The sequence below is a fragment of the Shewanella schlegeliana genome (assembly GCF_016765635.1).
Taxonomy (GTDB): domain Bacteria; phylum Pseudomonadota; class Gammaproteobacteria; order Enterobacterales; family Shewanellaceae; genus Shewanella; species Shewanella schlegeliana.
This window is the reverse complement of sequence record NZ_JAESVD010000011.1, coordinates 34,751-58,459: the sequence shown is the minus strand read 5'-3', so window position 1 is coordinate 58,459 and position 23,709 is coordinate 34,751. Positions and strand designations below refer to the sequence as shown.

The 23,709-nt window shown below is 46.2% G+C and carries 16 protein-coding genes and 1 tRNA gene; 5 read left to right on the top strand and 12 right to left on the bottom strand.

Annotated elements, in window-relative coordinates; all coding sequences use genetic code 11:
* Positions 1–513 precede the first annotated feature (513 nt).
* Complete coding sequence (locus JMA39_RS17145) at positions 514–1,242, top strand: YebC/PmpR family DNA-binding transcriptional regulator (protein ID WP_202723084.1); 729 nt, start codon at positions 514–516, stop codon at positions 1,240–1,242.
* 99 nt (positions 1,243–1,341) lie between these two features.
* Here JMA39_RS17145 and yedF read toward each other — a convergent pair whose 3' ends face one another.
* The 3 genes from yedF to fdhD form a co-directional block, all read right to left on the bottom strand.
* Positions 1,342–1,578, bottom strand: a complete 237-nt coding sequence (yedF, locus tag JMA39_RS17140) for a sulfurtransferase-like selenium metabolism protein YedF (protein WP_202723083.1) — start codon at positions 1,576–1,578, stop codon at positions 1,342–1,344.
* A gap of 81 nt (positions 1,579–1,659) precedes the next feature.
* On the bottom strand, positions 1,660–2,901 hold the full coding sequence (gene yedE, locus JMA39_RS17135) for a selenium metabolism membrane protein YedE/FdhT (RefSeq protein ID WP_202723082.1): 1,242 nt from the start codon (positions 2,899–2,901) through the stop codon (positions 1,660–1,662).
* Between the two features lie 137 nt (positions 2,902–3,038).
* Complete coding sequence (fdhD, locus tag JMA39_RS17130) at positions 3,039–3,902, bottom strand: formate dehydrogenase accessory sulfurtransferase FdhD (protein ID WP_202723081.1); 864 nt, start codon at positions 3,900–3,902, stop codon at positions 3,039–3,041.
* A 148-nt stretch (positions 3,903–4,050) separates the two neighbouring features.
* Between fdhD and JMA39_RS17125 the strand changes: the two genes are divergently transcribed.
* Positions 4,051–4,145 (top strand) — tRNA-Sec (locus JMA39_RS17125).
* On the opposite strand, the gene selB is transcribed toward JMA39_RS17125, so the two are convergent.
* The 9 genes from selB to zntR form a co-directional block, all read right to left on the bottom strand.
* Positions 4,123–6,027, bottom strand: coding sequence for a selenocysteine-specific translation elongation factor (gene selB / locus JMA39_RS17120; protein WP_202723080.1), 1,905 nt, complete (start codon positions 6,025–6,027; stop codon positions 4,123–4,125). The two genes, JMA39_RS17125 and selB, sit on opposite strands and share 23 nt — an antisense overlap.
* Positions 6,024–7,499 (bottom strand): L-seryl-tRNA(Sec) selenium transferase, encoded by a 1,476-nt coding sequence (selA, locus tag JMA39_RS17115; protein WP_202723079.1) that lies wholly within the window; start codon positions 7,497–7,499, stop codon positions 6,024–6,026. Before selA ends, selB begins: the two co-directional genes overlap by 4 nt.
* Positions 7,500–7,652: 153 nt before the next feature.
* On the bottom strand, positions 7,653–8,621 hold the full coding sequence (fdhE, locus tag JMA39_RS17110) for a formate dehydrogenase accessory protein FdhE (RefSeq protein ID WP_202723078.1): 969 nt from the start codon (positions 8,619–8,621) through the stop codon (positions 7,653–7,655).
* Between the two features lie 2 nt (positions 8,622–8,623).
* On the bottom strand, positions 8,624–9,268 hold the full coding sequence (locus JMA39_RS17105; RefSeq protein ID WP_012275624.1) for a formate dehydrogenase subunit gamma: 645 nt from the start codon (positions 9,266–9,268) through the stop codon (positions 8,624–8,626).
* Between the two features lie 5 nt (positions 9,269–9,273).
* The gene (gene fdxH / locus JMA39_RS17100; RefSeq protein ID WP_202723077.1) at positions 9,274–10,176 is read right to left on the bottom strand and encodes a formate dehydrogenase subunit beta; all 903 of its coding nucleotides are present in this window, start codon (positions 10,174–10,176) and stop codon (positions 9,274–9,276) included.
* A 2-nt stretch (positions 10,177–10,178) separates the two neighbouring features.
* Entirely contained in the window at positions 10,179–13,196 is a 3,018-nt protein-coding gene (gene fdnG / locus JMA39_RS17095) for a formate dehydrogenase-N subunit alpha (protein ID WP_202723076.1), read from the bottom strand.
* A gap of 735 nt (positions 13,197–13,931) precedes the next feature.
* On the bottom strand, positions 13,932–14,600 hold the full coding sequence (locus JMA39_RS17090) for a thiol:disulfide interchange protein DsbA/DsbL (protein WP_202723075.1): 669 nt from the start codon (positions 14,598–14,600) through the stop codon (positions 13,932–13,934).
* A 174-nt stretch (positions 14,601–14,774) separates the two neighbouring features.
* Positions 14,775–16,103, bottom strand: coding sequence for an SO_0444 family Cu/Zn efflux transporter (locus JMA39_RS17085; protein WP_202723074.1), 1,329 nt, complete (start codon positions 16,101–16,103; stop codon positions 14,775–14,777).
* Between the two features lie 2 nt (positions 16,104–16,105).
* On the bottom strand, positions 16,106–16,633 hold the full coding sequence (gene zntR, locus JMA39_RS17080; protein ID WP_202723073.1) for a Zn(2+)-responsive transcriptional regulator: 528 nt from the start codon (positions 16,631–16,633) through the stop codon (positions 16,106–16,108).
* Positions 16,634–16,981: 348 nt separating this feature from the next.
* Between zntR and purH the strand changes: the two genes are divergently transcribed.
* The 3 genes from purH (at position 16,982) to JMA39_RS17065 (ending at position 23,553) form a co-directional block, all read left to right on the top strand.
* Positions 16,982–18,571 carry a bifunctional phosphoribosylaminoimidazolecarboxamide formyltransferase/IMP cyclohydrolase gene (gene purH, locus JMA39_RS17075; protein ID WP_202723072.1) on the top strand — a complete coding sequence of 530 codons (1,590 nt, stop codon included), beginning with the start codon at positions 16,982–16,984 and terminating at the stop codon, positions 18,569–18,571.
* A gap of 183 nt (positions 18,572–18,754) precedes the next feature.
* A complete protein-coding gene (purD, locus tag JMA39_RS17070; RefSeq protein ID WP_202723071.1) occupies positions 18,755–20,056 on the top strand; it encodes a phosphoribosylamine--glycine ligase in 1,302 nt (433 codons plus the stop codon).
* Positions 20,057–20,553: 497 nt separating this feature from the next.
* A complete protein-coding gene (locus tag JMA39_RS17065) occupies positions 20,554–23,553 on the top strand; it encodes a hypothetical protein (protein WP_202723070.1) in 3,000 nt (999 codons plus the stop codon).
* The last annotated feature ends 156 nt before the right edge of the window (positions 23,554–23,709 follow it).

Genomic DNA, 23,709 nt, shown 5'->3' with positions numbered 1-23,709 from the left:
TATGGACAACACCGTGAGCCTTAATCACCTTCTAAGCCGTTGTCAGTTACACCGATTTATCATCGATAACATCAAACTTAGGGTTAAGATATTCTACGTCGCAATAGCCTTGGTCAATAAGGTCTAACCAAAAACCTTGAGTGGCTTCAGTTCCTACAAACTCCCCAAAAGGACGGGCAAGACTGTTAGGTTAGAGCAAGAAGTTATAACGAAACTGATACCTAACTCCGAATATCCACTAAATGCTGTTTATGCCCTCCATGACTTTGGTCACACTGTGCCGCGACTTATCAAGAAGACCATAGAAACGCTTATAGAATCTTTTCCCCAATAGTGCACAACAATGGCTAAGACGAGATAAAACACTAAACTAGCCGCTTTTAGCTACATAGTTACTGCTATAAAACAAAATTATTAGCAGCGTTTAGCATTTTTAAAGGGCTATACCTGATTTGTTTCGATAAAACTGCTAACATTGCTGGCAATTTTTTAAGCTTAGTGAGAAAGATCAAGATGGGTAGAGCATACCAAAACAAGAAAGAATCCATGGCGAAAACTGCTGGGCAAAAAACTAGACTTTATTCTCGTTACGGGAAGGAGTTGTACGTTTGCGCCAAAAACGGTGGTTTCGATCCTGACGGCAACCTTGCACTTCGCACAATGATCGCCAAGGCAAAGAAAGACCAAGTACCAGCACACGTTATTGAGCGTGCAATTGAAAAAGCCCGTGGCGGTGGTGGTGAAGACTACGAAACAGCACGTTACGAAGGCTTTGGTCCTGGCGGCTGTATGGTTATTGCCGACTGCTTAACTGATAACGTAAAACGTACTTTCACCGAAGTTCGCCAAGCATTCGTTAAAAACGATGCCAAGTTAGGCGGCCCAGGTACTGTTGGCCACATGTTCGATCATCAAGCGGTATTTGTATTCGCAGGCGATGACGAAGATGCAATTCTTGAAATGCTAATGATGGCTGACGTCGACGTATCTGACGTTGAGCTAGAAGATGGCATGATCAGTGTTTATGCACCACATACCGAGTTCTTCAAGGTAAAAACGGCATTAGCAGCTGAACTACCAGAAGACACTGACTACGTTATGGAAGAAATTACTTTCTTACCACAAACAATGACAGCGATTACTGACGCAGAAGAGATTGAGCAATTCGAGAAGTTCCTTGCTGCGCTTGAAGATTGTGATGACGTTCAGAACGTTTACCACAACGCAGAGCTTCCACAGTAAGAGTTACTACTATGTAACGCTTACTTCTGCTGACTCGCAAAACGTTAGTCAGCAAAAAGGCACTCAATGAGTGCCTTTTTTATTGTCTGCGATTTGCACTTACTTCTTCAGTAAGTAACGCAACATGACACCCTGCTGGCTGATATCGAGAACCTCGTAACCGTGGTTCTTTGCATCATTTGGAATATTATTGATCGACTGCGAGCAGTCGGTAATCACTTCCAATACTTCACCCGGCTTAAGTGATTGCATCGCTTCAAGCGTCGCAACCGCAGGGTAAGGACAAGGTTCACCGTAAATTTCTAGATTGTAATCAGGCACGACAGACGCTGTCATACTATGCTCCTAAGCAAAAATGGCTCAAATAAACTTGAGCCGAATATAGAGTAAATACTGTTATCAATACAGGCTGAAGCTTTAACCTTTGACACTAGCAGGCTCTAAAGCTTGAGCAACATTAACCAATGCAGCTTCTTTCAAGCTGCTTTGCTTTTTAAAGAAGCGTTGCTCCCAGATTAAAATCAGCACAAACGATAGCCCCAGCAATAAATAGGTGACACCTAGGCCACCTAGCGGACCAAACAGCTCAAGTAGATTGACCTTGTCCCAGCTTGTCGCTAATGGAGCGGCAATCCCGTCCCAGTAATAAGCCAAGATGGTCGCACCGATAATGTTACCAAGCCCTACCCACCAGAAGTGCACTTGCCCCTCTAATGCGCGGTACATCCAGCCAGTTTCACAGCCACCCGCGATAACAATACCGATACCAAATAGTAAGCCACCAATCACCGCATTCGGGCCTGCCCACAGGGTTTTAGGTGTCATGCCTAGCTGCACATAACTGTAAATACCGATAACACTGACTGCCATACCTAAGATAATCGCCTTAGCCATATGGGTACGGCCAGTGATCCACATATCCCTAAAAGCAGAGGTAAAACAGATCTGCGCACGTTCAATCAACAAGCCAAACATAATGCCCATTAACATGGCGATACCCAGCTTTGTCGAGCTCTGCATGATATAGAATGAACCCGCTATCATGGCTGCAAACACAAGCCAACCTAAGCGAAAACGGTTTTGAACCTGATTTGGATTAGGCTTGGCAATTTTCTTAAGCCCACCTAACTTTACCGTGGCCGTAGAACGGAAAAACGGCAGCAAGGTGATCTTAGCGCCAATATAGGTTCCCGCCGCTGCCGCAAAAGCAAAGATCCATGCATGTAGAGTAAATTGTGGAATGCCAGTAAAGAAGGCCGCTAAATTACAGCCCATAGCTAAGCGCGCGCCAAAGCCTGCAATCATGCCACCTACCAGCGCCTGTGCGATGCGCTTCTTGGAACTCGGCATACGCAATTTCAAGTTGTTGGCCCACAGTACCGCCGCCATACAACCACCAAACATACCGATAATCATCACACCACCGACACGATCCAGCGGTGTGCCATTAAGGCCGATGATCTTAAAGTATTGCCAAGATTCAGGCTCAGCGCCAAACCACTGCAATACATGACCGCCCCAGCGAGTAAACTCTCCAGTTACCGCCCAAAGTGAACCGGTAAGACCAAAAAAGTAGGTCGACAAAATACCTGCCGCAATAACGGCAGCAAAAGGCGACCAAAATTTAATAAAAAATTGATTTTTAAACGTTAACCACATATTTAAAACTTACCAACTAATATGAGAACTAAGATTAGACACTTAAATTAAGCACTTAAATTAAGCACTTTGATTAAGGGCTTAAATTAAATGCTAAAATTTACAACACAAATTAGCAGTTAAAGTAACAAATTTAGCTAGATTACAGCCAAGTTATTATTTTCAACATTACTTAGTGTTTCATTACATAAATACAACCTTTCAGGATGGGTATAGATTGTCACTCTATTTTCACGACAAAACCCAACCAAAGTAATATTCGATCTGTTTGCGATATCAATCGCTAACGAAGTTGCAGAGGAAATTGCAAATATAATACTAATATTTGAAATAGCTGCTTTTTGCACCATTTCAAAGCTGGCTCGACTGGTTAATAACAACGCAGACTGACGAATCTGGTTATCGCAGCTGATATGACCAATTAACTTATCGAGGGCCACATGGCGACCAACATCTTCGAAGCAGCACATAATATCACCTTCTGTCGACAACATGGCAGCAGCATGTGTCGCTCCGGTCAAATTAAATGCTGTTTGATGCTTATGGAGATTCATTAAGGCCTTTTTTAAACTATTTAAGTTAAACTTTTCAGCCCCGGTGACTTTTACAATCGGTTTAACCGTTTGCTCTATCTGCTCGATACCGCAAAGACCACACCCGGTACGCCCTGCGAGACTACGGCGATGTTCTTTTAGCTGCATAAAGCAACGCGGAGCGATCTCAATGTGCACTAAAACACCCGTGGCTATGGTCTCGATTTCGATGGAGCGGATCTCTTTCACATTCTCAATAATCGATTCAGACAAACTAAAACCGATAGCAAATTCTTTTAATGCCGTTGGGCAAGCCATCATTACCACATGGGAAATGCCATTATAAATCAGCGCAACTCTTACTTCTTTCGCCACAGTTTCGATTAATGCTTGCTCTCTATCATTACGAAAACAAGTGACTGAAGTCTGCTCGGTAATATTATTTAAGCCACATACAAGTTCCGTCATAGCGTTATTCCATTTGTTCTGGTAAATAATGTCTCACTTAGCGATCTAAATATCGATAAATGTAACTTGGATTCACATTTAATAAAGTTTGAAATCGACCGATATTGTTTAGCTAAACACAATTATCTATTATCTCCGCAAGTGATACGGAAGAACGTCGTTTCCGGTGAAACGTCTGGATTTCAAATCCAGGTGGGGCTGCCAGCAGTCCCGGGTAGGTTCAACTCCTATGTTCTTCCGCCAAATCACTCATTATAAAAATGCTGCCATCTCGAATGACTCTCGAATTATCCTTTTTCTTTCTCCACGTTAATCCACTGCGGTCATAAAACTCTAAAAGTTGAATGCTGGCTTTGCGGCCGAGCTTAATAATCGAATTAAAATCAGCAGTTTTTATTTCGCCACAAACATTAATTTGCTGCCTAATAACATCGGCGTAAAAATAAAGACGCTCAGTTAACATGAAGCGATCTTTAATAATGGCGGATAAATAACCCAATTGAATCAACTTGCGGCACAGCGCCCGTATGGTTGTGATCTCTAAATTAAGCTGCTTAGCCAGATCTGATGACCATAGCGGGCCATTCGCAGCCAACATCAATTGTTTAATGCTCAGCCACAGCTGCAGCTCTTGCTCCGACAAGCTCAAGCTATGTCTCGGCAGATGCAGCAGGCCCCGGGTGCTCTGCAGCAGTTGCTGCTCACGCAGACAATCCGTTAACTTAAGCAGTACAGGCAAAGGGTATTGACCGTGGGTCATACGCTGTAGACGGTTAATGCTTAGACCAAGCAGCTCAGGCGATGCCTGGTGATAATCTTCCACTAGGGTTAATAACTGAGCCTCAATCTGCTGCTTTAATGTATGAGATAACAGGTAACCATCAAGCTCTAGCAGCTGTTCATCGGCTATTAACGGAGTTTGCTCCGTTAGCTGATTTGCCCGCATGAAAGCTGACTTCTCAACGCAGTGATCTTGTGTTTGAACGAGTAAACTGCATTTAACCGAGCTGCACTCTTTTAATGCTGCTAAATAAGCCAAACGTTCGGAGCTACGCTTACCACGTTTTGGCGGATTAATATCTAATACTCGCAGCGCACCTAGCGTGGTTCTTGCCGCCGCGTCTCGCACTATGATTCGGTCTTGTTCCACACAATGAAGTGGCAACTCACACTGCAACTCCACCAAAGATTGACCATCTGCTAGCGTGTGTAATAGACCAAGGCGCGCCGTGGTATGACTATTACCTAGATGCACTTGTACGCTTTGCCAATGCTTAAACGGCAAACACGATTCAAATACGCCGCAAATCACCTTAGGCGGGGCTATCGGCTCAAGTGCGGTTAACCAATCTCCGCGCAGGGCACCACGATGCTGGTCAACCCCAGTTAAATTTAGCGCCACTCGCTGACAATGCCTTGCGTTATCACTCGCTCGACCTTGGCTATGTAGGGTCCTGACTTTTACCGCTTTACGCTGTCCCGATAGATACAAACTTTGCCCCTGTGCCACTTGGCCACTAATCACAGTGCCTGTAACCACAAGGCCCGCCCCTTTAACGCTAAAGGCTCTATCGATCGCCATACGAAAGCTCGACTCTAGGCTTGAGTGGCTCAGTGTTTTTGTTTGGGTTTCAGCCAACTGTTTAATGGCAAGGCTAAGCTCACTGACGCCAAAGCCTGTCTGAGCTGACACCACATAAATAGCACTCTGCCTGTGATGCTGCGCGAGTAGTTCACTCACCTCAAGTTTGACCATCTCAACGCGTTCGCAGTCAACCTTATCTTGCTTGGTCAGCACCACGATTAAGTGCTCGAGGTTGAGTAGCTGTAAGATGGCCAGATGCTCATGAGTTTGCGGCATGACACCATCATCACAGGCGATGATTAGCAGCGCATGTTTGGCGCAGCTCACTCCTGCCAGCATGGTATTGATAAACTTACTGTGGCCCGGCACATCGACAAAGGCTAGACGCTCGCCATCCGCTAAATCCATAAAGGCATAACCTAACTCGATGGTCATGCCGCGCTGCTTCTCTTCCGGAAGGCGGTCGGCATCGGTTCCTGTTAGCGCCTGAATTAAACTGGTTTTGCCGTGATCGACATGACCAGCGGTAACAATAATCATAACGTCACCTCCACACTTGCTGATGTGGCTAGCGTATTAATATGAGCTTGCTCAAAGTCGATTAAACTTGTTGTCAGGGCTTCGATAAGCTGGGCATCGTTGTCAGTGCCACGCAGATCCAGCCACAACTGATTGGCAGTTATACGGCCGATGATTGGCAAATTTACCGCCTTAAAGAACTTGTCGAGTTGTAACACGCTTAGCTGGCTGTTTACCTTAGAAGAGAAGCACAGCGCAACAGAGTCCAGCAATACATCCGGCTGTGATCCGCTACCCACTTGGGTTTGACATGGTTTTATCGTGATATCAAACTGGGTTTGCTGGATACTGCAACTCGCCCTTAATTGCAGCGATAAGGCCTTAAGCTCAGCTAGAGGACGTGACAGTTTTCTAAAGATGGGCAGCAGACTATGCAACGCTTGAGGATTACGATATTGCATCAAGGTGGCTTCGAGGGCGGCAAGGGTCATCTTATCGCAGCGCAGCGCACGCTTGAGTGGGTGCGCTTGCAGCTTAGCAATCAGTTCAGCGTCACCGACCACTAACCCTGCTTGGGGGCCGCCGAGCAGCTTGTCACCTGAGAAGCTCACGAGGTTGACGCCATCGCTAAGCATCTGCTGCGGCATCGGCTCTTTTGATAAACCAAAGCGTGATAAATCAGTGAGTGCACCGCTACCAAGGTCTGAGATTAACGCGATGCCCTGCTCTTTGCACAGTGCAGCTAATTCAAGCTCTTCGGTCACCTTAGTAAAACCACTGATATGATAGTTACTGGTGTGCACCTTCATAATTGCAGCTGTGTTGTCGTTAATGGCTGCAGCGTAATCTTTAAGGTGGGTGCGATTAGTGCAGCCCACCTCCACCAGCTTGCAACCCGCCTGCGCCATAATGTCGGGAATACGAAATGCGCCGCCAATCTCCACCAACTCACCGCGAGAGACAATCACCTCTTTACCTGCAGAGATGGCAGCAAGCATGAGTAACACAGCAGCTGCGTTGTTATTAACGATGCAGCAACTGTCCGCCCCCGTTAGCTCATGAATAAGCGCCGATATCGCACTATCACGATGGCCACGCTTACCTTGGCCCATATCAAACTCCAGCGGCACCGGGCTGCGCATCACTTGCGTAACCGCATTAATCGCCGCTTCACACATCTGCGAGCGGCCTAGGTTGGTGTGTAATATGGTGCCTGTTAAGTTAATAACCGGCGTCATACTTTGGCGCTGCGCGCTAACAATACGGCAAGCGAGTTCTTCGGCAATCTGGCTTGAGTCCAAGCACCAACTTGGCAAGCTTTGGCTCTTTGCTATTTGCTGGCGTGCATCTTTAAGCATTTGTGCCAGCAGGGACTTAATCCAGGGCTTGCCCTGTTGCTCGATAAAACTTATCACTTGAGGTATCAGTAGCAAGCTGTCCATTGCAGGTAAACAACGGTATAGGGCTTGGGTTGAGTTGATAGCTTGAGTCATAGGTCTTCGTCTGATTGTTTGTTTATAAAAATGAGTTAACTGCGCGAGTTAATTAAGTTAGTTCAATAAAAGAGCCGCACCGTAATGCGGCTCTTGATTGACTTGCTTACAGCTTCACTTACAGGCTGCTTACTGCCTGTTCATATAAGCTGGTTAGTGAATATCACCAACTTTAGGCTGAACCACATCACTCTCTAGCTGAGGCTCCTGCTCATGAGCTAGTAGCAGAGGGTTAACCGTGGTTGCACTGTATCCCTGCTCAACCAAATAGCTATCCATTACCAGAGTCGCTAAGTCATCTGCTGCAACCTCAAGCCTAGGGTTGATGTCGGTAAAGAACATCTTGGTGTACCCCATACAGGTATTGCAGCTTTCAACACGAATAGCGGCATTGGTTTCGGTTTCAGCCCACAGGAACACGCCCTTGCTTTCGCCACATGAGGTGCACTCGGCGCGCACTTCATGCCACTCGGTTTCACACAAGCTGCAATGCAGATAGCGCAACCCTGTACGTGGCTCTTCCTTGATCACGCTACCCACAGGGTGGCTACCACAAACGGGACATAATCGTTTGTGGGCCTGTGCCGCGTCAGCTAAACCCTGAGCAACATCAACAGCCCAATGTGACCAGTACACCGACAACGCCGCCCAGACAAATAGACTGTACTGCGCAGGGACTTCGGCAATACGTCCGCTAAGCATGGACTTGGCGTAACCTTGCAACACATCGGCTTCAGCTTTAGCTAACTCCTTTAGCACCACATGCAAGTCAGTACTGACTTTTGGCATTAACTCACTAATTAGCTCAAGCAATACCGACTGCCAATAGTTGCCCCACTCAAAGTGCTGCTGTGCCATCGGCTGACTTTGGCTTAGATCTAACTTTGGCTGAGGGCCAAAGCAGCTCCTTGCCGCCTCACCATACAGTGCCGCTACCTTTTGTTGAGCAATCACTAACTGCTCGAGTAAGCCGAAGTACTCTGCTAATCCAGACTCCTCGGCTAGAGCAGCGAGTCGCTGCGCTCTAAATTGATAAACGGCTTTTGGATCCGCTGGGATCACGGTCTTAATATCCAATGACTGGCTAGGGATCTTTTCAGCGTCGAGTATTGCTGTGCTCATAATTAGTGTTTTTCCTGCTTATTAGTCTTTAATTCAGGATCGTTTAGCATGTTAGGGTGATGCTTCTTGCACCAAGCCCGCGACACATAGCCGTACAACATGCCAGCAACCGATCCTTCCACCCACGTTGCCATCCAGAAGTGCACAATCACAAAGATCAACATGATCACTGCACAGATTGCGTGTATCAAAATGGCCCACTGGATAGTGATTGCCGCGAAGTGTGGGGCAAAATAGGGCTGCCACATCATGAAACCAGTAATCGTCAAGCCGATTGAGGTCACCACGAAGGTGCGGAACAGCACTTTTTGACCTGGGTTGTAATGGCCGATTGCGGGGATTTTGTCCTCGTTTTCGAACATCACATCCTTAATCGCTAACATCCATGTCAGATCATTCTTTTCCCACTTGTTATGGTGGTAATAACGCACCAGCATCAACATTAACGGTAAGCACATCAGCAAACCGGCAATCGGATGAACAAAGCGCGCCATCTGTGGCGTACCTGCAATCGACCCCAACCATTGAAATGATGGGAAGAAGAATGCAAAGCCTGTTAGGAATGTCACCAAACCTGCTGCAACCACAAACCAGTGACAGATGCGGTCGAACAACTTATGACGCAAAATCATATTCTGCTTATGCATGAGTGTTACTCCTTATCTGACTTATCTGAGTGAGTGTGATCAAACGCTGCAGGCTCATCTTCTTCAACGATGTTACGGCCCACTGTGATGCGGTGTAGACAGGCCACCGCCACGGTTGCGAGAATACCCGCTGTACCCAATGGCTTAACCACGTCTTGCCACAGTTTCACTGGCACACTCGTTTTCGGATCGGCTGGTAAGCCATAGTTTTCAGGCTGGCTAACATCATGCAGGATCATCATCATGCCAGTGCCACCCACGCCCTCAGGACTGTACAGACCCGCTTTAGTGAAGCCTTGTTTATGCAGTTCTTTAATTCGAAGGTCTGCAATAAACAACATATCTTCACGAGTACCGTATTTAAGCGCCCCAGTAACACAAGACTTCACACATGCAGGCTCTTGACCAACTTGTAGGCGGTCTGAGCACATGCTGCACTTGTAGGCTTTTTGATCGATTGGATCGAGTCTTGGTACATTGAACGGACAAGCCGATACACAGTAACCACAACCCGTACATTTATCAGATTCAAAATCGACAACGCCGTTAGCACGCTGAACAATGGCTCCTTTAGTCGAGCAAGCTGTTAAGCAGGCTGGATCAGCACAATGCATGCAGGCACTATGAGTAAAGTTCCAGCGTAACTTGTTGTCCTGCTCAATTTCGTTGTACTTCATTAGCGTCCAGCACTCAGAAGACAAATCCATTGGGTTTTGGTAACTACCTTGGAAGCTGCCAACTGGCGCTCTGAGGTCATTCCATTCAGAACAGGAAACCTGACAAGCTTTACAACCGCTACACTTAGTGGCATCAAATAACTTGGCCACCTTGCTTAACTTACGACGTACCTGCGCGGCAGGGGTGAGCTCTGATGTACCAGAGCTTAAAATAATATCTTGAGCAGACATGATTACACTCCCTCAGCCTTAGTAATATCCACTAGGAACGCTTTATATTCAGGTGCTTGAGTATTAGCATCACCCACTTCAGTGGTCAGTACGTTACAGCTAGAACTTCTACGAGTTAGACCGTTATAGCCACCATGACGTGGCAAGCCAACCGTATGCACCATCTGTCCGTTCACCTTGAGTGGTTGTAGACGCTTAGTCACTAAAGCCTTAGTTAATAAGCTACCGCGCTTAGAGCTAACCTTGACCCAATCACCATTATTAATACCCTTCTCTGCTGCCAGAATCTCATCCAGCTCAACAAAGGTTTCAGGCATAGAGATGGCCGCTAAACGACAGTGAATCGTCCAGAAGTTAAAATGCTCTGTTAATGAGTAAGTGGTACACACATAAGGGAACTCCTTATGTGAACCAAGCGTTTCGGCCACGCCAGGTAGCATGCGAACCGCAGGGTTACTGATCACATTCGGGTGCAATGGGTTGGTGCCGATAGGCGTCTCCATTGGCTCGTAATGCTCAGGGAATGGTCCTTCAGCTAACATTTTTAGCGCGAAGAAACGGCCCACACCCTCAGGCTGCATGATGAACGGATGCGCCGACTCTTTTGGCGATAACTTCATATTGAAGTCACCCACATCGATGCCATGCCACTTACCGTTTGTCCATTCAACGATGACGCGACTTGGATCCCATGGCTTACCGTTAACATCACAAGATGCACGGTTATAAAGTACGCGACGGTTTGCTGGCCAAGAGAATGCCCAACCCGGTGTAATACCCTTACCTGAGGTATCAGAGTTATCACGGCGGGCCATCATATTGCCCTGCTCCGTCCAACTACCCGAGTAGATCCAGCAACCACATGAAGTACTACCATCATCTTTTAACTGGCTAAAGCTATCTAGCTGCTTACCTGTTTTAAGATCGATACCGTTAAGCTCTTTTGCCACTTCTTCGCCATGTGGAGTGTGTGGATTATGGTAATCCCATTTCACTGCATCAATCGGCTCAGGTAATACCCCACCTTCGGCTTTATAAAGCTCACGCAGCTGCATCATGATCCCCGATAGGATCTCAGCATCTGGCTTAGATTCACCCGGTGGGTTCGCGCCCTTCCAATGCCACTGCATCCAGCGACCCGAGTTAACGATACAGCCTTCTTCTTCGGCAAATAGCGTAGTGGGTAAACGGAACACTTGAGTCTGAATATCGCTTGGGTCAACATTGTTATACTCGCCAGCTTTTTTCCAGAATACCGAAGTTTCAGTCGCTAACGGATCCATCACCACTAAGTACTTAAGCTTGCACAATGCAGCCAAAGTCTTATTACGGTTCGGCATAGAGTTAATCGCGTTAACCCCTTGCACAAAGTAGCCGTTAACCTGACCGTGGTACATCATGTCGATATGTTTTGTATAGTCGTACTGCAAGTCCCACTTAGGTAACCAGTCATAACCGAAGTTATTAGCCGCAGTTGCATTCTCGCCCCAGAAACTCTTCATCTGTGAGATAAAGAACTTAGGATAGTTAGACCAATAGTTAGTTTGGCCTGGACGTAACGCTTTAGGCGTATAGTTACCAAGGTATGTGGCTAAGTCTGTATCGTTATCATTTGGCAGTTTCAAATAGCCCGGCAGGTTCTGACATAGCAGTCCCATGTCGGTTGCGCCCTGTACGTTTGAATGACCACGAAGTGCGTTTACACCACCGCCTAAGACACCGATATTACCTAGCAGTAACTGCACTAATGCCATAGAACGGATGTTCTGCGCGCCTTTGGTATGGTGAGTCCATCCTAGTGCGTACAAGAATGTCGCCGCTTTATTATGAACGTGAGTGCTACCAATAAGCGCACAAACTTTCTCATAATCTTCAACGGGCGTACCAGTAATGTCACTGACCGTCTTGAAATCATAGCGATCGACATGATTCTTTAATAAGTTCCATACACAACGCGGATGCTCATAAGTGTCATCGACTTTAGCGTAGCCATCTTCATCTAACTCGTAGTACCAAGTTTCTTTGTCGTAGGTGCGGCTCTTATCATCAAAACCACTAAATAGACCTTCATTGAATTCGAAATCATCGCGCACTATGTAACTCGCGTTGGTATACGCTTTGACATAGTCGTAGTTAACTTGTTTAGTCTCAATGAGGTATCGACATAGACCTAAAAGGAATGCGATATCAGTACCACTACGAAGTGGAGCATAACAGTCAGCTAATGCTGCACTGCGGTTAAAACGTGGATCAACAACGACTAATTTAGCGTTATTGTGTTCCATTGCTTCTGTAACCCAGCCGAAACCGACAGGATGTGCTTCGGCGGCATTACCGCCCATGATCACCACGACATTTGCGTTCTTAATATCGATCCAGTGGTTGGTCATGGCACCGCGCCCAAATGTTGGAGCAAGACTTGCTACCGTTGGGGAGTGTCAGTTACGCGCAATAGTGTCGATGGCCACTAGGCCAAGAGAACGAGCAAACTTATGAGTGATAAAACCACCTTCGTTTGGCTGTGCAGACGAGGTCATCATGCCTGTGCTCAACCAACGGTTTACTGTGGTACCGTCACTGTTCTTTTCAATTAGGTTTTCATCGCGGTCGTCTTTCATTAGACGGGCGATACGGCTAAATGCCTCATTCCAACTGATGCGTTTCCACTCGTTAGAGCCAGGTTCACGCACTTCTGGGAAATGGTTACGATTAGGGCTATTAACATAGTCCACCAATCCTGCACCTTTAGGGCATAATGCGCCGCGGTTAACCGGATGGTCAGCGTCGCCTTCAATGTGGAAAATTGCTTGTTCGGCATTTTTGCCGTTACTGCCATTGCTGTACATCAACAAGCCACAACCCACTGAGCAATAACAGCAGTTATTGCGGGTCTCTTTTGCTCTCAACAACTTGTACTCACGAGGCGCGGCCATCGCAGTGCCGGGCATTAGTCCCAGCGCTGATATTGCCGATGTGGTCGCTCCGCAGGCACACAGTTTAAAAAACTGTCGTCTGTCCATATAACCCTCACACAATTAGTATTTTCTACTCTGACCGATTAACTCATCTCGGCATGTAGTTTTGTTTTTTGGTTAATCCACTTTTAGTCCAACTTATGCGACTACCCACAAGCTAAACAAAGGCTAATTAACGCGAAGTGATTATCCTCAAAGTCGGCTATACGAACAATTTATAACACAAGACAGAGATCACACTAAAATCACAACAAAATAAAACACCAATAAATACCGAGTTTAAAGCGAGTTAAACCGCAAGAAGCAAAAGAAGCCACCACATACAGAATTAAACGCCAAATAATCACAAAAAGATCAATAGAGACATATTGACGCACGCAATCAGGACAATATATCCAAACAGTAATGCAAATTAGATGTTAAATAGATTTAAGGAGAAACTGATATAGACCTACAGAAAGGGGCATGAGAGCAGGTATAGCAAAAGATAATTAGGCTGGTTGCGCGATAACAGCTCTTTAATAACAGACCCAACCCACCCTGATGCTAATAGCTAACAGGTCAAGCTTAGACAATATGGCACACCTAAAATCACAGCATGATGAACACAATGTTCTATCAGGCCTAAAAATAGAATGATTTGCCGTTGGATAAATTTGAACCACTCATCAGCTAATCATGCTATTTCTGCATTTTTCAACTTGAATGACGGTGAGTTTTCAACCACAGCGGATTCATTTATGACTCTAGATCCTGGCCTGAATTAACGGTCAGCCAGCATTAAGGGTTAGCAAACTTAGCTCTTTCCAATTCAACTAAGTAACTGGCGATTTCCATCACCTGCTCAGCTGAACTTGCCGATTCATTCAATACGACATAACGGCCATTAACTAAGATAGTTGGCGTGCCTTGGATCTCTGCCGATGACATAAGCTGCATCGCCTGTTCAAGCTTAGAGTTGATATCAGCAGAATTGAGCTTCTCGTTAAACTCCTGCTGGGTTAATCCATAACCGCTTAAGAAGTCAGCGAGTAAAGCTTGTTGCTGTTTGAGTTCGGTAACCTCGCGTAAGTCCATTATCTCTCGAAATAAAGCGCTATGGATTTGTTGTTTACCCGGCATCTGCTGCACAATAAAGAACACCTTGGCATGTAACTTCATGGCCTCATTCCACACCGCCGGCGATTGCACTAGGCTGACATCATCCCCCATGGTGCTTATCCCGCCATGAAGCGGCTTTTCAAACAGTTCACAGTGGGGACAGCCGTACCAGAAAAACTCAGTTACTGAAATATTATCGCTATTAGCTGGAATTGGTGCCGCTAATGTGCGGTAGTGCACGCCTTCAACAAAACCTTCAACAAGGTTACCGTCAGCATCTAGGTTGGATGGTTCTGAGCAAGCTACCATCACGAAGGCGAGAAACAGGCTAACTAAGCGTTTTTTCATAACATGTCCTTTTGTTGGCTTGATTGACTATATAGCTGGCTGCAGTCAGTTAGGCTCATCACGAGCACTCATCACATATTAGCCCAAAAACAAAAAGGCACTCAAATGAGTGCCTTTTTACTTACCAAACAATTCCCTGCAAAGGTTGTTTAATACCAATCAGTATAATTCTACTTATGAACAGCAATCTCGGCGCCACCAGTTTTTAGGAAGCTTATCCAAAAAGACTTTAGCCATCAGTACAGCTAGCACCACGCCTGAGGTGTAGACGATACTGGCAGGTAATAGCTCATGCTGCTCACCAATTTGTGGCATCACCACAAAACCAAAGGTATCGACTAAGTAGTTAACTAATACGCCAGAGACTAAGGCGACACCTAATACACCGCCTAGATAACCGTATAACGCACGTTTACCTAGCTCTTTGGTAACCACTCCTAAAGTAGCAATATTGGTTGCAGGACCTGCCAACATAAATACTAATACCGCACCTGGAGATACCCCAGCTAATAGCAGACCGGCCGCGATAGGCGTTGAAGCTGTCGCACAGATATACATAGGCACTGAAATCAACACCATCACTAGCATAGCCAGAATGCCGTCGCCCCACTTCGCCATAAAATCAGCCGGTACGTAAGTCTGTACCAGTGCGGCAAAGAACAAACCAATCAATAACCAAACGGTAGTATCACGCACAAGATCGGTCGCGGCGTAATGCAGTCCTTTACCGATGCGGCCAATAATCGACGTGCCTTTTAATTCAGTCGCCACATCTCTAGTGGACTCACAGCAGCTTTCACTCGCCACTGATTGCTCCGGCTTCTTACTGCTGCAACATGATGGTTTTTCAGCAACCACGGCCTCAACAGCAGGCGTCTTTTTACTTGAGCAACAAGAAGGTGCTGGCTTTGCTGTCGCCTCAGGTGCTTTCATCGCCATCACACTCGCGTCAGTCATCGGCTTCATGCTAACTTCAGCCTTTTTGCTTGAGCAACATGACGCTTTTTCAGCTTTACGCTCGACCTTTTCTTCTTTTTTGCTACTGCAACAAGAAGCGACTGGCTCAGCTTTAGAGTTAGCTTGCTCGCTAACTGCTGGCTTGCCATCATCGTCATCACGACCAACCAGTAAGCCTGCTACGATGGCACTGACCACCGCCGCAATGGGTCTGACAACGGCCATAAATGGGCCGAGCAGTACATATGATACCGTCACGGAATCCACGCCCGTTTCAGGCGTCGACACTAAAAATGAAGTAGTCGCTGCTTTTGATGCACCGCTCCGGCGTAATCCAACCGCAGCAGGAATAACACCACAGGAGCACAGAGGTAGAGGCGCGCCGAGTACTGCAGCCTTTACCGTAGTTTTAAAACCGTGGCCACCTAGTTGCTTTTGCATCCACGCCATAGGCACGAACATCTTCAACATGCCAGCTAATACTAAGCCCAGTAACAACCAAGGCGCGGACTCTAGAAACAGCTCAATAAAGTTTTCTAATAACATAACTACTTCTCGTGTGTTTTCTTCGTTATCGATCTAGCTATCGATTTAGTTGTCAATTTATCACTGCAGGTCTTAGTGAATTCATGCTTGCCGTGACTATGCTTGTCATTTTCACAGCGGATGCTGTCGGTATTCGATTCTAACGCTTCTAGTATCGAACAATGCTCTGCGCTTTCTGGGCCACCACAACAGGCTTGAGATAAGCGTTGCAGTGACAATTGAAAATGGTTTAGCTCAGCTATTTTCGCTTCAACATTAGCAAGTTTGTCATCCACTAAGCCCTTCACATCGGCGCAGGCCCAGTTAGACCTATCTAGCTCAATAGAAAGCAGTTCGGTGATCTCCGCCAAAGTAAAACCCACAGCCTTAGCGCGCAGAATAAAACGCAACCGTTGAGCATCGGCCTCGGTATAGATCCGATAACCCGAATCGGTACGAGACGATGGCGACAACAAGCCATGCTTTTCATAAAACCTTAAGGTATCGGTCTTCACTTCACACAGTTGTGCAAGCTCACCTATTCGATACATGCCAGCTCCAAATCAATCTTGAATTTAAGCTCAAAATCAGGGTGATAAAGTTTCAAATTTGCCTGATTTACTCGCTTGAGTTTCTAAAGTATAAACCTTGGAGTTGTATCCAAGGTCAAGAGTTATTCTGCGCTTAAATAAACAAGAAAGCTTGTTCTGCTGAACGTATTGTGAAATCGCGCAGAAAAAAACACCGTCACGTGAAAATTTACGTTAAAATACGCGCGCCGTGACGGGAGAGTAAAAACTTGAGGGACTTTTGGAAAGCAGTATTAGCCGTTAAAGAGGGTGAGACTGTTCTGTTTTCCGAAAGATCCTTAAAAATAACTACTGGACCCTGTACCTACAATGAATAATGCCAGACCTATTCGTCGCGCGCTGTTAAGCGTTTCAGATAAAACCGGAATCCTAGAGTTTGCACAAGCGCTGCATGCTCAAGGTGTTGAGCTACTTTCTACTGGTGGCACCGCACGCCTGCTGGCTGATAATGGCGTGCCTGTCATTGAAGTATCAGACTATACTGGTCACCCAGAAATCATGGATGGCCGCGTTAAAACCCTGCACCCTAAAGTGCATGGCGGTATTTTAGCGCGTCGTGGTATCGACGAAATCGTAATGGAGCAAAACAACATCAAGCCGATCGACTTGGTTGCTGTTAACTTATATCCATTCGCAGCAACTGTAGCGGCTGAGGGTTGTACTCTTGCCGACGCTATCGAGAACATCGATATCGGTGGCCCAACTATGGTGCGCTCTACCGCTAAAAACCACAAAGACACTACCATTATTGTTAACGCTAACGACTACGGCCGCGTGATTGCCGAGATGCAAGCGAACGAAGGTAGCACTACGCTTGAAACTCGCTTTGATCTTGCGATTGCAGCGTTTGAGCACACAGCTGCATACGATGGCATGATTGCTAACTACTTCGGTACTAAAGTGCCTGCACACAGCAAAGATGAGTGCCATGAAGACTCTAAGTTCCCACGCACTTACAACACGCAGTTAGTGAAGAAGCAAGACTTGCGCTATGGCGAAAACAGCCATCAAACAGCCGCTTTCTACGTTGACACTAATCTTGATGAAGCTTCTGTTGCCACCGCAGTTCAGCTACAAGGTAAGGCGCTTTCTTACAACAATATCGCCGATACCGATTCTGCACTTGAGTGCGTTAAAGAGTTCGATGAGCCAGCATGTGTAATCGTTAAGCACGCCAACCCATGTGGTGTGGCAATTGGTGAAAACCTACTTGAAGCCTACAACCGTGCATTCCAAACTGACCCAACGTCAGCCTTTGGCGGCATCATCGCCTTTAACGGCGAGCTAGATGCAGCAACCGCAAGCGCGATTGTTGAACGTCAATTTGTTGAAGTGATCATTGCTCCTAAAGTTAGCCAAGCAGCTCGCGATGTCGTTGCCGCTAAGGCCAACGTACGTTTACTCGAGTGCGGACAGTGGACAAGCAAGACCACCAGTCTAGATTACAAGCGTGTAAACGGTGGTCTGCTACTGCAAGACCGTGACCAAGGCATGGTTGGAATCGATGACGTTAAGGTGGTTTCTAAGCGTCAGCCAACTGCAAGCGAAATGAAAGATCTGATGTTCTGCTGGAAGGTGGCTAAGTTTGTTAAATCAAATGCGATTGTCTACGCCAAAAACAGCATGACTATCGGTGTTGGCGCAGGCCAAATGAGCCGAGTTTATAGCGCTAAAGTTGCTGGTATTAAAGCGGCTGACGAAGGGCTAGAAGTACAAGACTCAGTAATGGCGTCAGACGCGTTCTTCCCATTCCGTGATGGTATCGATGCTGCAGCAGAAGCAGGCATCAGCTGTATCATCCAGCCAGGCGGTTCTATCCGCGATGAAGAGATCATCGCAGCAGCAGACGAGCACGGCATGGCAATGGTATTTACTGGCATGCGTCATTTCCGTCATTAATTTATATGGAGCTTTAGGTCCTACATTTTAGGACCTTTGCCTAAAGTTTCTAAAAATTGATTTTTAAGGTTTAGCGCAAAGTCATCGGTTATTGAGCAAAGAAAACACATGGAGTGTATGCCAATACATGAGTATGTTTGATGCCGCTCAAGGACCGATGAAGAAGCGATTAAGGATTAAAAAATGAAAGTATTGATTATTGGTGGCGGCGGTCGCGAACATGCATTGGCATGGAAGGCGGCGCAATCTGAGCAAGTTAAAACTGTCTTTGTTGCACCGGGTAACGCTGGCACCGCATTGGAGCCGAAGCTTGAAAACGTGCCAATTAATGTTGAAGAGATCTCGGCATTGGTGGCGTTTGCTACAGAACAAAAAGTCGCGATCACCATAGTTGGCCCAGAAGTGCCGTTGGCACTGGGTGTGGTTGATGCTTTTAACGAAGCAGGCCTGCCAATCTTTGGCCCAACTAAAGGGGCTGCGCAGCTAGAATCGTCTAAAGCCTTCACAAAAGACTTCTTGGCTCGCCACGGCATACCTACAGCAGCTTATTCAAACTTTACCGAAATTGAGCCAGCTAAGGCTTATGTTAAGCAAGTTACTGGCTTAACGGGTTTCCCTATCGTGATTAAGGCCGATGGCTTGGCGGCGGGTAAAGGCGTGATCATCGCAGCAGACCAAGTTGAAGCCGATGCTGCAATCGAAGATATGCTAGCCGGTAACAAGTTCGGTGAAGCGGGTTCTCGCGTGGTTATCGAAGAGTTCCTAAAAGGCGAAGAAGCCAGCTTTATTGTAATGGTGGATGGTAAGAACATTTTAGCTATGGCCACCAGCCAAGATCATAAAGCCCGTGATAATGGCGACCATGGTCCAAACACTGGCGGCATGGGCGCATACTCACCAGCCCCCGTTGTGACTCAAGCAGTTCACGACTGGACTATCGAGCATGTTATTCGTCCAACCGTTGATGGCATGGCAGATGAAGGCAATGTTTACACAGGCTTCTTATACGCAGGCTTGATGATTTCACCTGATGGCAGTGCTAAAGTGCTTGAGTACAACTGCCGCTTTGGCGACCCAGAAACCCAGCCGATTATGATGCGTCTTAAGTCTGATCTGGTTGAACTTTGCTTAGCCTCGACTCGTGGCGAGCTTGATCAGGTCACTGCAGAGTTTGATACTCGCGCAGCAGTCGGTGTAGTAATGGCTGCAGGTGGTTATCCTGACGCTTACCGCAAGCACGACGTGATTGAGGGTCTGTCTTTGGGTAACAACGACGCTAAAGTGTTCCACGCGGGTACTAGCATGCAAGATGGCAACGTTGTTACCAATGGCGGCCGCGTGTTATGTGCAACAGCCCTTGGAAATACAGTCACTGAAGCGCAACGAGCAGCATACGGCTTAGTTGATGCCATCCATTGGGATGACGTCTACTTCCGTACAGACATTGCATACCGCGCAATAGCCCGTGAAAACGGCGAAGGCTAATCCCTTATAAGCCATTACCAGTTTAAGCCCAGTTAACGCTGGGCTTTTTTATGTCTGTGCTCTCCCCTTCATTCGTACCAAGATATTAGAGTGATGCTCCCTCTACAAGCGTTGTTTATCTATATCGATAACCCTAAGTGACTTAGTTCTAAAATGGCGCAAACACTGTGTATTTAAAAAATTTATATTATTCCTAACACTCTCAAATCCGACTATTCCAAAATCTAACGCCTCCAAAATGGGATCCAGTTCTCATTTTTTTTAAATGCAGATTATCTGCATAAACACACCAATTAATTACATCTGTATCAACAGCTTTACCATATTGTTCAAAGGTTAACCTAAAACATTGTTTTTATATGCAACTTTAATGCTGCATACGAAACTTACCACCAACAAAAAACAGCTCAACCAGTGATAAATAACGCCCTGCCACCTCATTGCAGCATATTTATCACAAACGTATACTCCCGCTTCAATTTTAAGCTGGAGGCGCCATGAAGTACTTAAGCCTGTTATTACTTCTTTTACTGACTGCATGTGGAGGTGGGGATTCAGACCCAACGGAACCACAACCACAAAAAGAACCCCACCCACCAATGAAAGTGGCTGATATCAAACAAACATTCTCGCCTAATGGCGTAATCATACCGACAATTCAAGGCCAGTTAGGAAAGATCAGTTATCAACTTGCAGCAGGCGCTCCCGATGATGTATTGCAGATCTCAGCCGACAAACGTAACCTGACGATTCTCAATGCTGGTAACACCGAACTCATCGCAACCGATTCAGGGAGTGAGCATTACCTTCCAATAAACACCCACTTCAATATCACCATCAGCAAGTCCCCTCGCCAGCCTCTAGTAACAAATGATCTAAGCTTTGCCTACCAAGCAGGCGAACGTCATCAAGCTAATGTAGATGGTGCACTTGGTGATATCGAATATGAACTTGCATCAGCTCAAAGCGATCAAGTCGTACTGATTGAACCTGGTGGTGAGTTCCTGATTTGGGGGAGCGGCAGTGTAATTATTGACGTCACCGATGATGGTGGTCGCAACTATCAAGCTGATACACAGCAATTTAAAATCACAGTTGAAACTGCGCAAACCGAATTTGCTCAGTTTAGTGATGTGATAAATAAACCTTTCCTATTAGGAGCAAAGCTGCTCCCAATATACAGCGGAACACCAACACAAAGTATTCACTACGCTTTAGTCGATGGAGCAAATACAGATGTGATACAGATTGATGAAGTCAGTGGTGAAATGCTTGTCGTTGGTGCAGGAGACACACTCGTAGAGGTGTTACAAGATGCCCCGCAATATCATAAGACTGTTGCACCTCAACAATTTAAAGTACAAATCAATCAAGCAGAAAACCTTGCACTACAAGCTACTGATGTCACGACGACATACAATGAAGATGCTCTGCAAACTCTGGCTGTCACTGGCGCAAAAGGGCTACTGTCTTTTACCCTCGCAGAGGGAGCAAATTCCGGTGTTATTGATATCATTGATGCAGAAAAAGGTCTCTTTAACTCTATTGGAATTGGTAAAACACAAGTCACCGTTGATGATACTGGTGATAAAAACTTCCTAGCTAAAACACTGTCAATAGAGGTAGAAGTAACTAGGATTAATTCTGACTCTTTAGACGGTTTAGACATTCAAGCTCGTTTTCAAGCAAATCAAACAATTCAAGCTCAAGTCATAGGTAATCATGGTCAGTTAACTTATGCATTAGCTGATAGCAGCCCAACTAATGTTATCGCGGTGAATGCCGCTACAGGCGAGATAACGGTATTGAAACCGGGAACAGCTCAAGTGGTCGTCAAAGATGATGGTGGAGATTTTTGGGCCAGCCAACAGCAAAACTTTAGCGTCACTATCGACAAGCAGGTCAACAACCAACTTATCTTAAGCAACACTCGCGTAGACTATGCAGAGAATGCAGTATTTAATCCCATAGTGTTAAATAATAAAGGCGATGTGCGCTTTACCGTCGACAATAATGGGGACGCTGTACTCAAGCAAGATCCCGATACAGGCATTATAACGATCATCGGCGCAGGTCGAGGCTGGCTAACTGCGCTTGATTCAGGAGATGACTATTTCGCTCCTGCAACAGAGCGGTTTTATGTCGATGTATCTCCTCTGTACGGCACGCTCTCTATTGCCTCAGTACGGGTGGCTTACTTTGCAGCAAGAACCCTCGACATCCCTATCTCTGGTAGTATCGGCGAGCTTGAGTGGCAATTTAAACATGGACAAAGTGATGTCATTACCATTAATGAGGCCGCACAAACCTTCACGATTAACAACGCGGGCTCTGCCACCTACATAGTGACAGACAAAGGCGATGCTGGGCATGTTTCCCAAAAAGCTGAATTTAATGTTGTGATTGATAAAGCAGCAGAGAATACCGAACTCGAACTTTCAACAACACTACTCAATACACAATTTGCCGATGGAGCGACACTTCCCTCTCCAACAATAACGGGACGAGGGGTAGGCAGTGAAATTAGCTATTACAGCGACCTGCAAACCAGCCACATTGCCAGCATTGATCCAGTAAGCGGTATGCTAAGTATTAATGGAGCTGGGCTTACGAAAATTAGCGTGATAGAGCAAAGTAGAAACTTCGAACGTACCGTCCGTGAGTTCAATGTGAATATTGAAAAGGCCAAGCACCCCGGTCTAGCTTTAGAGGCTAATATTCTAAATGTCGCGTTTTACCCTGATCGTGTTGTTAAGGCTCCGGCTGCAATAAATCAGTTCGGGAAGCTGAGCTATGAACTAGAAACTGTCGTCTCTCCAGAGCTTGCCGAGTTAGCGTCCAATGGTGAGGTCACGGTACACACCTACCCTAAGTCTCGAGAGAATAACTACTTCGGTATCGTTGTAACTGACGATGGTGGACAAAATTATCAGTCTTCATCGGCGACCTATAAATTGTTTATCTCAGAGATCGAGGCGGGGTTAGGTGAAGAAGCCAGTGTTGATTTTAATGGAACAGATCTGCAAATAGTCTCTCCTGTTGAGAACGCTGCCAATGAAGTTTCATACTTCACAGCCTTTGGCGCTAGAGGCGAATTAACCAATCAGCCCAGCGATGAGCATAGTGGTGGCTACTCAACCATGGTCGCTCAAGTCTGTAAGGATCCTATCAACATGAAGGACTGCACCTTAGTCACGTTAAGGCTGCAAAAAACCAGTCGTTGCAGTGATGGTAGTCAAGTCGCCTTCCCTATCAGCTCCAAAACTATCTATACCTGCCCAGGATTGAGCCAGCCTATTAGCTCAGAGGTGACGGTTAGCCTCAACAAAGAAGATGCTTTTAATACTTGGTTTACCGAGCCTGGTCGCTACCAGACAAGCTCACCAATAGTGCTGGTGCACTTTGCCAAACCTTATCGCAGCGGCGGAGTCATTGAAGCTGGGGATATTCAATCTAGAGCTTGGTGGTTGATCAACCTAGAATTAACCAATCCTTAGGCTTCGAGTAAGCCCAGTGAGAGCTGGGCTTAACCTTCTAGCAGATATCACCTTGCCTGTTTGACTTACTACCACCAAGCAATCAACTGTTTTGTGATCTAGATAACACACTCTCATTATTTGAAAGCGCATTCTAAACAAATCAGCAATTAGGCT

Coding starts and splice junctions, on each gene's coding strand:
- JMA39_RS17145 (WP_202723084.1), top strand. CDS start 514: ATGGGTAGAGCATACCAAAACAAGAAAGAATCCATGGCGAAAACTGCT.
- yedF (WP_202723083.1), bottom strand. CDS start 1,578: ATGACAGCGTCTGTCGTGCCTGATTACAATCTAGAAATTTACGGTGAA.
- yedE (WP_202723082.1), bottom strand. CDS start 2,901: ATGTGGTTAACGTTTAAAAATCAATTTTTTATTAAATTTTGGTCGCCT.
- fdhD (WP_202723081.1), bottom strand. CDS start 3,902: ATGACGGAACTTGTATGTGGCTTAAATAATATTACCGAGCAGACTTCA.
- selB (WP_202723080.1), bottom strand. CDS start 6,027: ATGATTATTGTTACCGCTGGTCATGTCGATCACGGCAAAACCAGTTTA.
- selA (WP_202723079.1), bottom strand. CDS start 7,499: ATGACTCAAGCTATCAACTCAACCCAAGCCCTATACCGTTGTTTACCT.
- fdhE (WP_202723078.1), bottom strand. CDS start 8,621: ATGAGCACAGCAATACTCGACGCTGAAAAGATCCCTAGCCAGTCATTG.
- JMA39_RS17105 (WP_012275624.1), bottom strand. CDS start 9,268: ATGCATAAGCAGAATATGATTTTGCGTCATAAGTTGTTCGACCGCATC.
- fdxH (WP_202723077.1), bottom strand. CDS start 10,176: ATGTCTGCTCAAGATATTATTTTAAGCTCTGGTACATCAGAGCTCACC.
- JMA39_RS17090 (WP_202723075.1), bottom strand. CDS start 14,600: ATGAAAAAACGCTTAGTTAGCCTGTTTCTCGCCTTCGTGATGGTAGCT.
- JMA39_RS17085 (WP_202723074.1), bottom strand. CDS start 16,103: ATGTTATTAGAAAACTTTATTGAGCTGTTTCTAGAGTCCGCGCCTTGG.
- zntR (WP_202723073.1), bottom strand. CDS start 16,633: ATGTATCGAATAGGTGAGCTTGCACAACTGTGTGAAGTGAAGACCGAT.
- purH (WP_202723072.1), top strand. CDS start 16,982: ATGAATAATGCCAGACCTATTCGTCGCGCGCTGTTAAGCGTTTCAGAT.
- purD (WP_202723071.1), top strand. CDS start 18,755: ATGAAAGTATTGATTATTGGTGGCGGCGGTCGCGAACATGCATTGGCA.
- JMA39_RS17065 (WP_202723070.1), top strand. CDS start 20,554: ATGAAGTACTTAAGCCTGTTATTACTTCTTTTACTGACTGCATGTGGA.